This is a genomic window from Deinococcus betulae (genome assembly GCF_020166395.1).
In the GTDB taxonomy this organism is placed as follows: Bacteria; Deinococcota; Deinococci; order Deinococcales; family Deinococcaceae; genus Deinococcus; species Deinococcus betulae.
Window position 1 is genome coordinate 307,519 of the sequence record NZ_JAIQXU010000001.1, and the last position, 15,163, is coordinate 322,681.

A 15,163-nucleotide genomic window follows, 5' to 3' on the forward strand; every position below is an offset into this window, starting at 1 on the left:
GATCTTGAACGTACGGCACAAGCAAATAATTAAGATATTCTTCATTTACTCCATATAATTGACTGTCTGGTTTGGTTCGGCACTACATCTTGTCCGCCGAGCAGACGGGCTTTGAGGACGTATCTTCATTCCTTATTCATGAAAGATAGACTATGTGGTCCAACTGGGCTGAGTCAGCATATAAATCCAATGAAGGCAAACGAGAGCGTAGTGCAGCGTCTCCTTTAGAGCGATCCAGCTGCAGGCTCACGATTGACCCTCTTGCCCAGCACCCAGTCTATGGCCACATCTCCGGAGGTTCCCACCATGAGTAGCGACAACAGCACCACCCCAGGACAGAGCACCCGCCGCAAGTTTCTTGGTGCAGCAGGATTGATGGGTGCCGGCGCCGTGTTGAGCGGTTGCACCAATGTCATGGCCAACACCCCCACCAAGCCCAATCTGGATGCCAGCATCTTCAACTTCGCACTGAACCTGGAATATCTCGAAGCGGCCTTCTACCTCGCGGCTGTGGGCCGTCTGGACGAACTTACCGCTGCTGGTGGCGACGCCAGTAAAGTGACGCTGCCCGCAGGCTTCACTGGACGCGGTGGCGTGGCGGTTCCTGGTCTGACCGGCGATATGCTGGCCATGGCACACGAGATTGCCGATGACGAGCTGGCACACGTGAAGGTTATTCGTGGGGTTTTGAAGGGCGGCGCAGTGTCGCAGCCCCAACTTGACCTCAGTGCTTCCTTCGTGGCAGCCGGTAAACTGGCATCGAACAACGCGATTACCAATTTCAACCCGTACGCCAATGAGCTGTTTTTCCTACACGGCGCCTTCATTTTCGAAGACGTAGGTGTCACGGCATACAAAGGCGCCGCGCGTCTGCTGGTGGACGACTCAGCCAACGGGAACCTAGAGAACGCGGCCGGCATTCTGGCTGTTGAGGCGTACCACTCTGGTTCCATCCGCACCCAGCTCTACAACCGCCGTACCCAACAGGCTGCTGCAAACCTGACGGTCGAACAGGTGGTGCAGGCCATCAGCAACCTGCGTGACTCCGTAGACGGCGCTGATGACCGTGATCAGGGCCTCACCGCCGGAAACGGCAACCCCAGCTTCATTCCTGCTCGCAGCGCCAACATCGTCCCCACAGACGCCAATGGCATCGCCTTTAGCCGTACGCCCCGTCAGGTTGCCAACATCGTGCTGCTCGACACCACTGGCAAGGCAGCCACCGGCGGCTTCTTCCCCAACGGCCTCAGCGGCGACTTCAGCACCATCCTCGCCCTGTAAACACAGCTTTAGTTTAAAGGCGCCCCAGGATTCAACTCTTGGGGCGTTATTCGTTTTAGGAGTTCTTGAGATCAGATGGCTCGAATGCTCCCTACCAAGAGCTCTTGCAACATGAGACAGGCCGCTTATTTTAGTAATGGAGAAGGGCTTATAACTTTAGGTATTTTCTTCGATTTAAAATCCACAATATTCAGAGAATAGGCAAAAATCTTCCATAGCCAATCACCTACTGGGTGCACGGTACTATTTGATATCTTTCAGAAGCCCTATAACTGGACCTTCTACCGCATTCATCGGGTAGACCTGGAGCAGCTCATCTTCCTTGACCGCTCCGGTAACTCCTTCTCTACCCTGCTGGGCTGATGCCGGTTACAGATCAGATTTCAGCACTGACCTTACCCACCCCTTGCACACAGCCCGCCTTTGGTGTATTCTTTTTCTTCGTGCGCCGAGGCGGGAGATACCCGCGCGGCTGGAGAGTGACCCCACTTTCAGAGACATGCGGGATGCCGGTTAAGGGCGTTTGCTGGTCACTGGGGACACACTTTCCCGAAAGGACCACAAATGAACTTTGATCAACTGATTGCGCCCGAACTCGCGGCGCGTCTCCATGAGCGCGGCATCACCGAAGCCAGCCCCATTCAGGAAGCCAGCCTTCCCCACACCCTGGAAGGCCGCGACCTGATTGGCCGCGCCCGCACCGGCACCGGCAAGACCCTGGCGTTTGCCCTGCCCATCATCCAGAAGCTGGAGCCCAGCCGCGAGCGCGCCCGCCTGCCCCGCGCCATCGTGGTGGCCCCCACCCGCGAACTGGCCAAGCAGGTGGCCGACGAGTTTTCCAAGAGCGGCGTCGGCCTGACCACCGTCACCGTGTACGGCGGCGCCAGCTACGGCCCTCAGGAAAACGCCCTGCGCCGTGGCGTGGACGTTGTGGTCGGCACCCCGGGCCGCCTGATTGATCACCTGGAGCGCGGCAACCTGGACCTGAGCGAGGTGCAGTTTGCGGTGCTGGACGAGGCCGACGAGATGCTGTCGGTGGGCTTTGCCGACGCCATCGAGACCATCCTGCAAAAGACCCCTGAAGCCCGTCAGACGCTGCTGTTCAGTGCCACGCTGAACGGTGACATCAACCGCCTGTCCCGCAAATACCTGAATGACCCCCTGGTCGTGGACATGGTGGGCGAAGGCAAGAGCCAGGCCGCGCAGACGGTTGAGCACCTGAAGGTCAAGGTGGGCCGCAGCCGCACCCGCGTGCTGGCCGACCTGCTGACCGTGTACAACCCCGAAAAGGCCATCGTGTTTACCCGCACCAAGCGAGAGGCCGATGAACTGGCCAACGAGCTGATTCACCGCGGCATCGAGAGCGAGGCGCTGCACGGCGACCTGGCCCAGAGCCAGCGCGAGCGTGCCCTGGGGGCCTTCCGCAGCGGGCGCGTGGGCGTGCTGGTGGCTACCGACGTGGCAGCGCGCGGCCTGGACATCCCTGAAGTGGACCTGGTGGTGCAATACCACCTGCCCCAGGACCCCGAGAGCTACGTTCACCGCTCGGGGCGCACGGGCCGCGCCGGGCGCACCGGCACCGCCATCATCATGCATGGTGACCGCGAGAACCGCGAGGTGGCGGGCCTGGAACGCATCACGGGCGTGCGCTTTATCGAGCGGCCCCTGCCCACCCCCAAGGAAGTGGCGGCTGCCAGCGCCCGTTCCAGCGCCGATATGGTGCGCAAGGTGGACGCCAGCGCCGCCGCCGGTTTCCAGGCCGAGGCCGAGCGTCTGTTCAGCGAACTGGGCCTGGAAGCCCTGACCCGCGCACTGGCCAAAATCAGCGGTGTGACTGAGCCCGTCAAGGCTGCCAGCCTGCTGAGCGGTGAAGAGGGCCTGACCACCATCCTGCTGAACGCCGAGCGCATGAGCGTGGCGCGCGCTGTAGCTATGCTCGCCCGCACCGCTGACGTGGATACCCGCCGCCTGGGCAAGGTGCGCCAGTGGCGTGGCGGCGCCGTGGCCGACGTGCCCAGCGAGTACGTGGAAAAACTCCTCTCGGCCAGCCCACTGGACGGCGAAGTGACCGTGGAAATCGCCCAGGAACTGCCCGAGCTGTTTGAGCAGCCTACCCGTGAGCGCCGCGACGGCGGCTACAGCGGTGGCCGTGGCTACCGCGACGAAGGTGGCTACGGCAACCGTGGCGGCTCTCAGGGCGGTGGCCGTGGGGGCTACGGCAACCGCAGTGGCGGTGGCTACCAGGGCGGTGGCCGTGGTGGTCAGGGCCAGAGTCAGGGTGGCCAGGGCCGCTGGAGCCGTGACCGTGATGACCGGGGCAGCCGACCCCGCGAAGACTTCGCTGACCGCGAGTTCGTGCCCTCTGGCCGCTAAGAACTGAACAAGCACCCCCTCCACAACTCGGAGGGGGCTTTTTTTATGGTTCGCGTCCGGTGGTCAGCCACTGCGCTTCATGGTCACCGGCTCCGGCCGGACCGTGCGCCCTGGCCCAGGCTGCGGCGGCCTGGGCGTCGTAAGCCACGCGGCGAAACTCAGGCATCCATCCACCGGCCCGGCGAGTCAGCAGCACCCAGCGGGCCAGTGGCAGCCCATCTTTCTGGCGCGAGACGGGACCGGCATTAACCACCGTGACCCCGTCGACCACCGTCAGCATTTCGCGGTGGGTGTGGCCCACAATGCACAGGCGTCCGCGTGCCTCGTAGGTGAATCCGGCCAGCCGCTCCCGCACTTCGGCGAAGTGAGCTGGGCGGGTGTGGGCGCCGTCCTCCGTCAGCATCAGGGCTTTCCAGGGACTGCGGGGACTGCCGTGGGCCAGCCGGACCTCGCCGTTCGCCACGTCCAGAAAGATGGGCAAGGCGGCCAGGGTCTCTCCTAACTCAGCAGGCAACTGTGGGCAGAGCCAGGCACGGGTCTCGTCCTTTCCGGCTCTCATTCCAGCCACGCGCTCATCGGTGTTACCGCGTACGCTGGGCGGGGCGTGCTCCTGTTGCAGAGCCCAGGCGCGGGCTGGGTCGGAAAACCCCCACACGGTATCGCCCAGGTTATAGGTGGCGTCCGGCGCCTCGGCGTGAATGTCGGCCAGCACCGCCTCCAGGGCAAAGGCGTTGCCGTGTACGTCGCTCAGAACAGCCAGTCGCACCGTCAGGCGCCTTTGGCCGGGCGGCGAATGGCCGCGAACAGCAGCGAGAGCAGCGCCAGGGTCACCACATAGGAAATTAGGGCGGCGGCCAGATCGAAATTGGGCTTCAGGGCGTCGCTAGAGAGCTTGTAAATGGCAAACGGCACTGCCCAGCCCAGGGCGAACAGGCCGGCGCGGTGCAAGAAATTGCGTGTGGTCGCCGCCTGCGGAAAGTAGTACATGGGCAGCAGCATGGCGGGCAGCAGCAGCAACTGGGCCAGATAGAACCAGACGGGAATGTTGGGCAGCCCGTGGTCCAGCGCCACGAAGACGATATTCAGCAGGCCAATCAAGGCGCCTGCGATGAGGGCCGTTCGGAGGAGCAGAGGGTTCACCCCGCTATGCTGCCACGCCGAAGGAAAAAAGACCGTTGTCCACCCTCAAGTGGCTTAGTCTGGTCGCGGGGAGAGTGCGGCCAGGCGAGCAGGCACCCGGTCCAGCAACAGGGCCACCAGCTCTGAAGCCATGAACTCGTAATCATCGGGAATCCCCATCATCACGATGCGGTCATCGGGCAGCGCGCCCCGGAACTGCCCGCGCACAACATCCCGGTGGCGTTTCTGCATGCACACAGCGGCGTCGGCCCATTCCAACACATCACGAGTCAGCGGCGTCAGCGCGTCCCGGTTGGTTCCGGCCGACGCCACTTCCCAGCCCGCTGTGTCACGAAATAGGACCTCAGCGGTGAGGCTTCTCAGCTTGTTCTGGGTGCAGATAAACACCACGCGCAGAGGCCGCGTCACAGAGCAACATCCACGAAATGCTCGACTGTCGGGAAGGGATCGTAGAAATGGTGCAGGAGTGTCCGCCACCGCTGATAGTCAGGACTGCCCCGAAAGCCAACCGTATGGGCCTCTAAGCTCTCCCACCACACCAGCAAGACGTAATGGTGGTCTGCCTCCAGGCACCGCTGTAAGGTGTGCCGAAGGTAGCCCGGCATAGACGAGATGATCGTCTGCGCCTCGGCAAACGCCGCTTCAAATTCGGTGGTGAGGCCTGGCCTAATATCCAGCAGAGCCACCTCCAGCACGGGTCCGCGACCAGGGACAGCGTCGTCCATTACGGCGTAGTCTGCGTAATCGTGCGGGCCTTGCCCATGCCAGCCACGACCTGATTGATGACGCGCAGCCAGGCCCGGGCGCTGGCCTCCACCACGTCGGTCGCCACGCCGGTGCCGTGCAAGCTGGTCTCGCCGTAGCGGGCGCCAATACTGACCTCGCCCAGCGCGTCGCCGCCGCCCGTGACCGCCTGAATGCGGTAACTCTCCAGTTCAGGTGTAATCCGGGTGATTTTGTTGATGGCCTGAAACGCGGCTTCAACGGGGCCGTCGCCATGTGCGGTGGCGTCCACGGGGCCGTCGGGCGTGTGCAGACGCACAAAGGCCACTGGAGTCATGTTCATGCCGCTGGTGATCTGAAAGCCTTCCAGGGTAAAGGTCTGCGGAATATCGCTGCGGGCTTCTACCAGCGCGCGCAGGTCGTCAGAGTAGATCTGGCCCTTGCGGTCGGCCAGGTCCTTGAACCGGCCGAACAGATGCTGCACCTTGTCGTCGGGCAGGTCGGCGTAGCCCAGGTCAGTCAGCGCCTTGCGAAACGCAGCGCGGCCCGAGTGCTTGCCCATCACCAGCACGGCGGCTTCGCGGCCCACCAGTTCGGCGTTCATGATTTCGTAGGTCTCGCGCGCCTTCAGGACGCCGTCCTGGTGAATGCCCGATTCGTGGGCGAACGCATTGTCCCCCACCACCGCCTTGTTGGGCTGCACCGGCATCCCGCTCAGGCGGCTGACCAGGCGGGAAGCCCGGTACAGTTCGCGGGTGCGGATAGTCGTTTCCAGGCCGTAATGGTCGCGGCGGGTATGAAACGCCATCACGATCTCTTCCAGGCTAGCGTTTCCCGCGCGCTCACCAATGCCGTTCACGGTGCATTCGATCTGGCGGGCGCCGCCCTCCGCAGCGGCAATCGAGTTGGCCACCGCCATGCCCAGGTCGTCGTGACAGTGGGACGACAGAATGACGTGTTCTGGAAGAGCATCGCGCACTGCACGGAACAGCGCCCTGATTTCTTCAGGGGTCGTATACCCCACTGTGTCGGGGATATTGATGGTCGTGGCGCCGGCTTCCACCACCGCTTGGAAGATGCGGATCAGGAAGGGCAACTCGCTGCGGGTGGCGTCCTCGGCGCTAAATTCGACGTCATCCACAAAGGTGCGGGCGTACTGGACCGATTGAACTGCCCGCTCGACCACGGCGTCGGGGGCCAGATTCAGCTTCTTGGCCATATGAATAGGGCTGGTGGCGATAAAGGTATGGATGCGGGGCTTCTCGGCGGCCTCAACGCCTTTGGCGGCAGCTTCTATGTCGGCGCGGTTGGCGCGGGCCAGGCCTGTGATTACCGGGCCTCTGACCTCGCGGGCAATCCGCGAGACCCCTTCCAGGTCGCCGGGGCTGGCGATAGGAAACCCAGCCTCAATGATGTCCACGCCCATGCGGGCCAGCTGATGCGCAATCTCCAGCTTCTGGGAGTGGTTCAGGGCGACGCCGGGAGACTGCTCGCCGTCGCGTAGGGTGGTGTCGAAAATGCGGATGTGGCCGGACGGGGACTGGGTCATGGGGGAACTCCTGTGAGGGGAAGCAAGGAAAACCCCCGGAGGGGTGTCCTCCGGGGGCTGGGGTCGGCACGTCTTGCTGGCCGCTCACTCCACCGGAGGAACGCCAAGAAGAAGGCCGAATGTGAACATGGCCCCAGCGTAAGGGGCAGGCACCGAGGCCGGGGCAGGTTGTCTACATTTCGTAGTGGCAAAGGGGGAACGTCCCCAATGGACTCCGGTGCATGACGGTACGGCCAGGCAATATCCGCGCCTCCAGACTGCAGCCGTCTCTTCTCGCCCTGCTGAATTCAGTCGGCCTCTGGCTCAGAGGAGGCCCGCCCGCTGCATCTCTTCTTTCAGCGCCCGCAGCTTGGGATATTCCTGCACAAACAGCCGGGCAGCGGAGCAGGCTTCTTCCCGGCCGATCAGGGGCGCAGCAGCCTGAAGCGCCTCGGCCGCCGCCCGGTAATGTGGGCGGGCCCGCCCAGCGATATGGGCCGTCACTGCCTGAAGAATGAGAGGGGTGGCCTGCTCAGCACTCAGCTCTAGGGCCAGCCGAAGCGCCAGCTCAGGGCCTAAGACCTTCACCACGTCCTGTGTACGGCCCTGCACTTCTTTGAGCGCCCTTTCGGGCAAACGTTCATCCAGCAGGAAGACAACGAGGCGGCGCAGGGTGGCGGGGTGCTTTGCCCAGTGCGTGATCAGCGTCTCTCGGTCGGCCGGCCAGGCTGGGCTGACCGCCTTTAGGGTGGCCAGCCAGTCCAGGTCGTGCGGCAGCAACTGGGTAGTGAAGTGGGGATGGTGACCAGCACCGTGTAGGGCCCCATCAAGCGCCAGCGCGTGCGCTTCACTCAGGCGGCCAGTGCCGTGATAACGCCCGTACAGCCAGGCCCGCGCACCGTATACACGCAGATGCTGCTGGGCGTAGCGTTCCAGTTCGGGCAGGAGGTCGTGCGCGCTGAAGGCGGCCTCAACCTCCTGCGGCGCTGCAGGGCGGGGGCCCGCCGTCAGCGCCTCCACCGCTTCCTCACGGCGGCCGTGGCGCAGCAAGACCTCGGCGAGGCGGCCTGGATCACCTGCCGCACGGGCCAGGCTAATGTCTTCGTCGGGGCTGAGGCTGCCCGGGTCACTCAGGGCGGATAGAGCAGCGGCCAGGTCACGCTGCCGGTAGAGACTGGACGCTTCCATCAAGCCGTGCAGAAAGCCCGTGGTCAGAGCGCGGTCTTCGTCCGGCAGTGCTGCGAAGAGCTCCACCTGTTCCGGCGCCTCACTCCAACCAAATTCGGCCACCGAGTCCTGAAGGGCTTCCAGAGCAGCGGCGCGCAGAGACTCCTCCAGCGGGCGGGCCAGTAAGCGCAGCAGGGCGGCGCGGGCCGGCGCAGCCAGGTCACCCAGTTCCACACCGTACTCCTCGTCCTGTTTCTCGGCCGCGCCGTCTATGAGCGCGTTCGCCGCGTTCAGCAGCTCCTGAGCATCTGTACCGGAGGCTTGGCTTAAGGCAGTCAATTCGTCGGCCAGCGGCCAGAGGTCACTGGTGTCTGGCCCCTCGCCTTCCCAGTCCTGCTCTGGGTCGTACTCCAGCAGGGCGAAAGCGGCACGAAAACGCTCCGCCAGGCCTGACCCGCTCTGCCCGGTCGGCTGCGCCAGCAGCAGCCGCATGAGGTCTGGCTCGCGGCGCAGCATCTGACGGACCAGCTCCCTCAGCCCCTCAGCGGTCATGGCCCCGAGGGCCTCGTCAAGCGGGGGGAGCAGCAAAAAGCTATTCGGATCATCCACCGCCCGCGCCAGCAGCGCCGCCACATGCTTGCAGTGACCACTGGCCCCGACGTAACAGGTGCAGCGCGCCTCCTGCACCTGCTGGCCTGCCACAGTGACCCAGACCATATACCGCTCCTGACCCTGGGCGGCGGCGCGCAGCAGCGTCAGAGGGCCATCGGCCTGGGCGCTCAGGCCCGTGAGCCGCTCGACGTAAGCCTGGCCCTTGCGCCATTCCTGCGCGCCAACATGGTCCAGAGCCGCCTGCTTTGACAAGAAGACCGTCACGGCCCGCAGCATAAACAGAAAATGACCCCCGCCACGACCGGCAGGGGCCACCAGCAAAGAAGGGGTTAGACTTCCAGCGCCTTCTTGTTGATGAAGGGCATCTTCTCCCGCAGTTCCTTGCCCACGACTTCCAGCGTGTGGTCGCGCATCTTGCCGCGCTGCTCTTCCATGTAAGGAAAGCCGCTTTCGGCGTCGGCGATGAAGCGCTCGGCAAACTTACCCGCCTGAATGTCACCCAGCACCCGGCCCATCTCGGCCTTGGTCTCGGCGGTGATGATGCGCGGCCCGGTCACGTAATCGCCAAATTCGGCGGTGTTGGAGATGGAGTGGCGCATGCCTTCAAAGCCCTTCTCGTAAATGAGGTCCACGATCAGCTTGACCTCGTGCAGGGTCTCGAAGTAAGCAATTTCGGGCTGGTAACCCGCTTCCACCAGCGTTTCAAAGCCCGCCTGAATCAGGTGGGTCACGCCGCCGCACAGCACGCTCTGCTCGCCGAACAGGTCGGTTTCGGTTTCTTCCTTAAAAGTGGTTTCCAGTACGCCCGCACGGGTACAGCCGATGCCGCGCGCGTAGGCCAGGGCGATCTCGCGCGCCTGCCCTGTGGCGTCCTGGGCCACGGCGAAAATGCCGGGCATCCCAGCGCCGTCAGCGTAGACCCGGCGCAGCATATGGCCAGGCCCCTTGGGCGCCACCAGAAACACGTCCACCCCAGCAGGCGGCGTGATGCGCCCAAAGTGAACGTTAAAGCCGTGGCCAAAGGCCAGCGCCTTGCCGTCAGTCAGGTGAGGGGCGATGCTCTGGTCGTAGACGCCCGGCTGCTGCTCGTCAGGAATCAGCAGCATGACCACATCGGCTTCTGCTGTGGCGTCTTCAATACTGGCCACGCGCAGGCCTGCCTGCTCGGCCTTGGCCCGGCTGGCCGAGCCTTCCCGCAGGCCCACCACTACGTTAAAGCCGCTGTCGCGCAGGTTCTGGGCGTGGGCGTGCGCCTGGGACCCGTAGCCGATGATGGCAATCAGCTTGTCTTCGATAGGGGCGGTGGACACGTCGCGGTCGTAGTACATCGTTGCAGCCATTGGGGGATTCTCCTACAAAACGTGAATTGGGTGGGATTGTGGACTAGGCGAAAGGTCAGACTGACGGTGTGAGCATGGACAGGAGCGGCGCCCTCCCCGTTCGGGTGGAGATCATTCTGGACACCAACCAGCCCGAGCAGAGTCACGCATTCAAAGCGTGGGCAGAGGCGGCGGGGCTGGACCTGGAGGCCCTCAACAACGAGGGCTGCGGGTGCTGCGTGGATATCTACACCTTTGAGACCACCCCGGAATTGGCATTGGCGCTGGACACTGCGCTGAGAGCAGTGGGCACCGCCGCTGGGTTTTCCCCCGACCCAACCTGAGCGGGCCTTCCCTCAAAAGACATTCGGCACTTCGCGGGCCCGCTCTTCACGGGGCTCGACTTGCAGGGCCGGTTGCAGCGCCTGGGTTTCGCCAGCGTAAACGTGCGTGGGAATGTCGGCGTTGCTGCCGCGTGTCAGGGCGATGCGGCCAGTGCGCATGGTTTCCAGAATGCCAAAGGGCCGCATCTGCTCGATAAAGGCCGTGATTTTGCCTTCGTCCCCCGTCACTTCAAAGGTCAGGGCGTGGCGCCCCACATCCACAATGCGGCTACGGAAATCCTCGGCAATTTGACGCACCTCCACACGGCTCTCGGGCGTGATGGCCACCTTGACCAGCACCAGCTCACGGTCCACGTACTTTTCAAGGCCGTGATCAATAATCTTGACCACATCGTGTAGCTTCTCGAGCTGGCGCATGGCCTGTTCCACCACGCCCCGGTCGCCACTGACCACAATGGTCATGCGCGAGACGCCGGGATGCTCGGTGGCGCCCACCGACAGACTCTTGATGTTGTAGCCTCGGCGGCCAAACAGCGCCGTGATGCGGGTCAGCACGCGCGGTTCGTCGCGCACGAGTAGAGACAGCAGGTGGTCGGGGGTCATGCTTCGCTCGTCTCCTTGGCGTGTTCAGAGGCAGTCTGGAGTGCGGGCCGGGGCGGCTCGGTCTCGATCATCTCGAACAGGGCGGCGCCGGTCGGCACCATCGGGAAGACGCCGTGTTCGTGCGGCACCACGATTTCCAACAGGGCGCTTTTCGGGTCATTCAGCCAGGCGTCAATGGCGCCAGGCAGCTCCTCGGTATTGCGGGCACGGTAGCCGGGTACATCGTAAGCGTCGGCCAGCTTGACAAAATCGGGGTTGCTGTCGCCCAGCCAGACCTCGGAATACCGTTTCTCGTGAAACAGCTCCTGCCACTGGCGAACCATGCCCAGATACGAGTTGTTGATAATGCAGATTTTGACGTTGCGGATGTCGTACATCTTCAGCGTGGCGAGTTCCTGGGCCGTCATCTGAAAGCCGCCGTCGCCCGCAATGACCACCGAGCGCACGCCAGGCTCGGCCATCCCGGCCCCAATCGCGGCGGGCAGGCCAAAGCCCATCGTCCCCAGGCCCCCCGAGTTGATCCAGCGCCGGGGCCGCTCGAAGCGGGCCAGCTGCGCGGCCAGCATCTGGTGCTGCCCCACATCGCTGCTCAGGATGTCGTCGGGCCGCAGGCGGTCCACCACGGCCTTGACGGCTGCGCCGGCGCCCCAGTGCGTTGGGGTCTCGGTGCGGGCTTTCCACTCCGCGACCTGCGCGTGCCAGTCGGGATGGCCCTGCGGGTCGGCTGCCTCGGCCAGGTGCCGGGCCACCACCCGCGCGTCCCCGCGCACCGGAATGTGGGTGCGGATGATCTTCCCGATTTCGGCGGCGTCCAGTTCCACATGAATAATCGCGGCGTTGGGCGCAAACCCGTTGACACGCCCGGTCACGCGGTCATCAAAGCGCAGACCGATGCCCAGCAGCACATCGGCCTCGCTGATGGCGCGGTTGGCGGCGACACTGCCGTGCATGCCCGGCATGCCCAGCCACAGCGGATCGCTGGACGGAAACACGCCCAGGCCCATCAGGGTGGTGATGACTGGGATGTCCCAGGCGCGGGCCAGTGCCGTCACTTCGGCCGCCGCGTCCAGACTGCCGCCGCCGGCCATGATGACGGGCTTTTTCGCTGTCTTGAGCAGGTCCAGGGCCCGCTCTAGGGATTCTGAACTGGGGGCCGGGTGCTCCGGGCGGGCATGAGGCGACGGGATCTCTCCGTCGAACGCCGCCAGCTGAATGTCCTTGGGAATGTCCACCAGCACGGGTCCGGGCCGGCCGCTGCGCGCAATGCGGATGGCCTCGGCCACAATGCGCGGCAGCTCGGCCACATCGCGCACCACGTAGTTGTGCTTGGTGATGGGCAGCGTGATGCCGGTGATATCCGCCTCCTGAAAAGCGTCGGTGCCCATTAGGTGTGAAGCCACGTTGCCGGTAATCGCCAGCAGCGGCACGCTGTCCAGCATGGCGTCGGCCAGCCCAGTCACCAGGTTGGTGGCGCCGGGCCCGCTGGTGGCCATGCACACGCCAAGTTCGCCGGTGGCCTTGGCCCAGCCCTCGGCGGCGTGGGCCGCGCCCTGCTCATGGCGGGTCAGGACGTGCCGGACCTCCGGGTAAAAGGTCAGCGCGTCGTACACCGGCATAATCGCGCCGCCAGGGTAGCCAAAAACAGTCGAGATGCCGTGGTTGGCCAGGGTGGCCCAGAGGGCCTTGGCGCCGTTCATGTGGCCCCGGTCGGGTGTGGGTGAGGTGCTGTGCGCTGTGCCCATAGTGATCTCCTCTGCTGCCGCAAACCTGAACCTGAAAACCCCCCGCCTGGTGGGGCGGGGGGTGCGAAGGGGCGGTGACGCCTAGCCTCGGATGCCCCCGATGCTAAGAATTACCACCACGATCTTCGCGCTCATGGCTTCCACCATAGGGGGCGCTGGGCGGGGGTCAAGCGGGCGCGTCTAGACCGCCTGGCGTTCCGGCGTGAGGAACAAACGGGCGTTCGTGAGGCAGACGGGCATCAACAAAGAGCGGCGAGGTCTCCCCCGCCGCTCTCTCCTTTGTCCGCGCTTAGCTTCTGGGCCCCGTCTCGTACACCGCCTGCCAGGGCTTGTAGACCGTCTTGACCTGATCGGTGCGAATGGCGCCGCCCTGCTTGATGGTGCGGGTGATATAGAGGCTGTAGCCGTCGGCCGCCCAGTCGACCTGCCGCACCGTTCCAGGCCGCAGATTGGCATTCACGACGTAGCGCGGCGCCGGGTGCCCGATGCGCGAGGTGATGGTCGCCGCGCTGACATTCACGGTGCGGGCCGGCTTGACGCCCCACACCTGCACTTCCAGGGTGCTGGTGGCGTTGTTGTTGATCGTCTTGACCAGAATGGGCGCCGCCGTGTCATTTTTCAGTTTCAGGTCCAGGCCAGGGTCGTAGACAGCGGCCTCAAACCCCACCTGCGGCTCGTAGTAGCCCACGCGGTAGGAATGCTGGTTGCGTTCAATGACCGGCAGGCCTGCCTGGTACAGGGCGCGGAAAACGGTGGTGCTGACCTGACACACGCCCCCACCCAGCCCGTCCACCGTACGCCCACCGCTAATAATCAGGCCGCCCACAAAGCCGTTTTGCGGGGTAATGCCGCCCAGCGCGTTCAGGAAGCTGAAAACCTCGCCGGCTGGAACCACGGCGCCGTTGATCTTGGCGGCGGCGTTGGCGACGTTCGTGCGCCGGGCGACACTGCTGCCATAGTAGGTGCTTTTGCCCACGGCAATCAGTTCCAGCTGATCGGCGGCCGGCAGGTCGGCCAGGGTCAGGGTCGGCTGCTCGACCTTACTGGGAAAGACTGCTGTTTTGACCGCTGGGTCCAGCACCTGCTTGCGGAACAGCGCGTAAGCAGCGGCGCGGTTGGTCACCCGGCCCGCCTTTTCCTTGGCTTTGACCAGTTTGCCGCCCTGCAGCACGTAGCGGGCATTCTGGGCCGGGCGGTCAATGGCGGCCGTCAGCGTGCCAAAAGCGCGCTTGAGGGTCTCTTCGTCGGGAACGATGCCACTTTCACGCACCCAGTACAGGTTGGCAACCTGCAGGGCGGTTAGGGCGGCAGCGCGGTCGGTGCCGTCCAGCGTGACGGTAAAGGGGCGGTTCAGGGCGTTGCCCCGCTCGATATGGGCCTGTAGGGCAGCGGCGGTATAGGTGGCCTCCCACTCCTTGACCGGCACCGCCAGAGCGGTGAGGGCCGGATTGGCGGCGTAGGTGGCCGCCGCCGCCTTGACGTCGGCCTGTCGGCCGGGGGTATCGGGCCTGACCGCATATTTCTTGGTGGCCTTGTCGAAAAACACGGCGGCGTTTTTCGGCTGCGTGTTGAGGCCAGCAGTCAGGGTGCCCAGGGTCCGGGCGGCCTGAGCCGCGTCCACCTTCACGGCCAGGGGAATATTCTGCTTGGGGGCCTGCCCCACCAGCGCCTGCACCTTTTGCAGCAGGCTGCGCGCCGCCGTGGCCTCCTGCGCCTGCCGGAGGCTGCCCTCCAGGTCGGCGCGCCAGCCCAGCCGATCGGCGCCGACAGTCCAAACGTTCGTGCCAGCCCGCACCTGCACCTGTGGCGCGGCCGCCTGCGTTGCCAGCGCCGTGCGCGCCGCTTCAGTCGTGAGCCCGCCCACCTCAAGCCCTGCAATGCTCAGGCCAGGGGCCAGCGTGACCCCCGGCTGCGCCGCCACACCCACCGCGAGCGCTCCTCCCAGGAGCGTCGCTGCCGTCAGTCCTGCCACCCAGCGCTTCATCGCTTCCCAGTGTAAGGAAGTTCACGAGTGCGCGATTGCAGAAACCGCACGTTCGGCCGAACTGTCCAGCTTCATGAAGGCGTGCATCAGGTTGGGTCCTGTACCGCAAGACACAAGCGAGCCAAATTCGGAACATGGTTTGGAGTTGAACTGACTGGAAAGACGTGTAAAGCCGCCGCGCAGATTGGAAAAGCGCTGCAGCCGAGAAGGCAAAGAAATGGATTTTCAAGAATTGGCTTTATGCCGGGAGAACATCCGGTGTCTTCCCAGATGTTCTGGAAATGGACGGCAGCCGCATGGGACAGGTGCAGTAGCACAGCAGAAGAGGGCAGCCGCCTGACCGCCCC

The 15,163-nt window shown here is 64.3% G+C and carries 13 protein-coding genes; 3 read left to right on the top strand and 10 right to left on the bottom strand.

Translation table 11 applies throughout. From position 1 onward, the window contains the following. Positions 1 to 306: 306 nt before the first annotated feature. Positions 307 to 1,281, top strand: a complete 975-nt coding sequence (locus K7W42_RS01450; protein WP_224571965.1) for a ferritin-like domain-containing protein — start codon at positions 307 to 309, stop codon at positions 1,279 to 1,281. Between the two features lie 564 nt (positions 1,282 to 1,845). Further along, the gene (locus K7W42_RS01455; protein WP_224571606.1) at positions 1,846 to 3,654 is read left to right on the top strand and encodes a DEAD/DEAH box helicase; all 1,809 of its coding nucleotides are present in this window, start codon (positions 1,846 to 1,848) and stop codon (positions 3,652 to 3,654) included. 43 nt (positions 3,655 to 3,697) lie between these two features. Here the strand turns inward: K7W42_RS01455 and K7W42_RS01460 are convergent, their stop codons facing one another. From K7W42_RS01460 to ilvC, 7 genes are all read right to left on the bottom strand, one after another. Next, positions 3,698 to 4,420, bottom strand: a complete 723-nt coding sequence (locus K7W42_RS01460; RefSeq protein ID WP_224571607.1) for a metallophosphoesterase family protein — start codon at positions 4,418 to 4,420, stop codon at positions 3,698 to 3,700. A gap of 2 nt (positions 4,421 to 4,422) precedes the next feature. Further along, positions 4,423 to 4,794: a hypothetical protein gene (locus tag K7W42_RS01465; RefSeq protein ID WP_224571608.1), complete on the bottom strand. Its 372-nt coding sequence runs from the start codon at positions 4,792 to 4,794 to the stop codon at positions 4,423 to 4,425. Positions 4,795 to 4,848: 54 nt separating this feature from the next. Beyond that, a complete protein-coding gene (locus K7W42_RS01470) occupies positions 4,849 to 5,202 on the bottom strand; it encodes an arsenate reductase/protein-tyrosine-phosphatase family protein (protein WP_224571609.1) in 354 nt (117 codons plus the stop codon). Next, the gene (locus K7W42_RS01475) at positions 5,199 to 5,519 is read right to left on the bottom strand and encodes an antibiotic biosynthesis monooxygenase family protein (RefSeq protein WP_224571610.1); all 321 of its coding nucleotides are present in this window, start codon (positions 5,517 to 5,519) and stop codon (positions 5,199 to 5,201) included. The genes K7W42_RS01470 and K7W42_RS01475 overlap by 4 nt, the downstream gene beginning before the upstream one ends. After that, entirely contained in the window at positions 5,519 to 7,066 is a 1,548-nt protein-coding gene (locus tag K7W42_RS01480; RefSeq protein WP_224571611.1) for a 2-isopropylmalate synthase, read from the bottom strand. The genes K7W42_RS01475 and K7W42_RS01480 overlap by 1 nt, the downstream gene beginning before the upstream one ends. Positions 7,067 to 7,369: 303 nt before the next feature. After that, a complete protein-coding gene (locus K7W42_RS01485) occupies positions 7,370 to 9,088 on the bottom strand; it encodes an SWIM zinc finger family protein (protein WP_224571612.1) in 1,719 nt (572 codons plus the stop codon). Between the two features lie 65 nt (positions 9,089 to 9,153). Next, positions 9,154 to 10,164: a ketol-acid reductoisomerase gene (ilvC, locus tag K7W42_RS01490; protein ID WP_224571614.1), complete on the bottom strand. Its 1,011-nt coding sequence runs from the start codon at positions 10,162 to 10,164 to the stop codon at positions 9,154 to 9,156. A gap of 68 nt (positions 10,165 to 10,232) precedes the next feature. Here ilvC and K7W42_RS01495 point away from each other — a divergent pair, with 68 nt between their 5' ends. Continuing rightward, a complete protein-coding gene (locus K7W42_RS01495) occupies positions 10,233 to 10,487 on the top strand; it encodes a hypothetical protein (protein WP_224571616.1) in 255 nt (84 codons plus the stop codon). 12 nt (positions 10,488 to 10,499) lie between these two features. On the opposite strand, the gene ilvN is transcribed toward K7W42_RS01495, so the two are convergent. From ilvN to K7W42_RS01510, 3 genes are all read right to left on the bottom strand, one after another. Further along, positions 10,500 to 11,090, bottom strand: a complete 591-nt coding sequence (gene ilvN / locus K7W42_RS01500) for an acetolactate synthase small subunit (RefSeq protein WP_198170402.1) — start codon at positions 11,088 to 11,090, stop codon at positions 10,500 to 10,502. After that, entirely contained in the window at positions 11,087 to 12,832 is a 1,746-nt protein-coding gene (ilvB, locus tag K7W42_RS01505) for a biosynthetic-type acetolactate synthase large subunit (RefSeq protein WP_224571618.1), read from the bottom strand. Before ilvB ends, ilvN begins: the two co-directional genes overlap by 4 nt. A 289-nt stretch (positions 12,833 to 13,121) precedes the next feature. Beyond that, on the bottom strand, positions 13,122 to 14,816 hold the full coding sequence (locus K7W42_RS01510) for a VanW family protein (protein ID WP_224571620.1): 1,695 nt from the start codon (positions 14,814 to 14,816) through the stop codon (positions 13,122 to 13,124). Between the last annotated feature and the right edge of the window lie 347 nt (positions 14,817 to 15,163).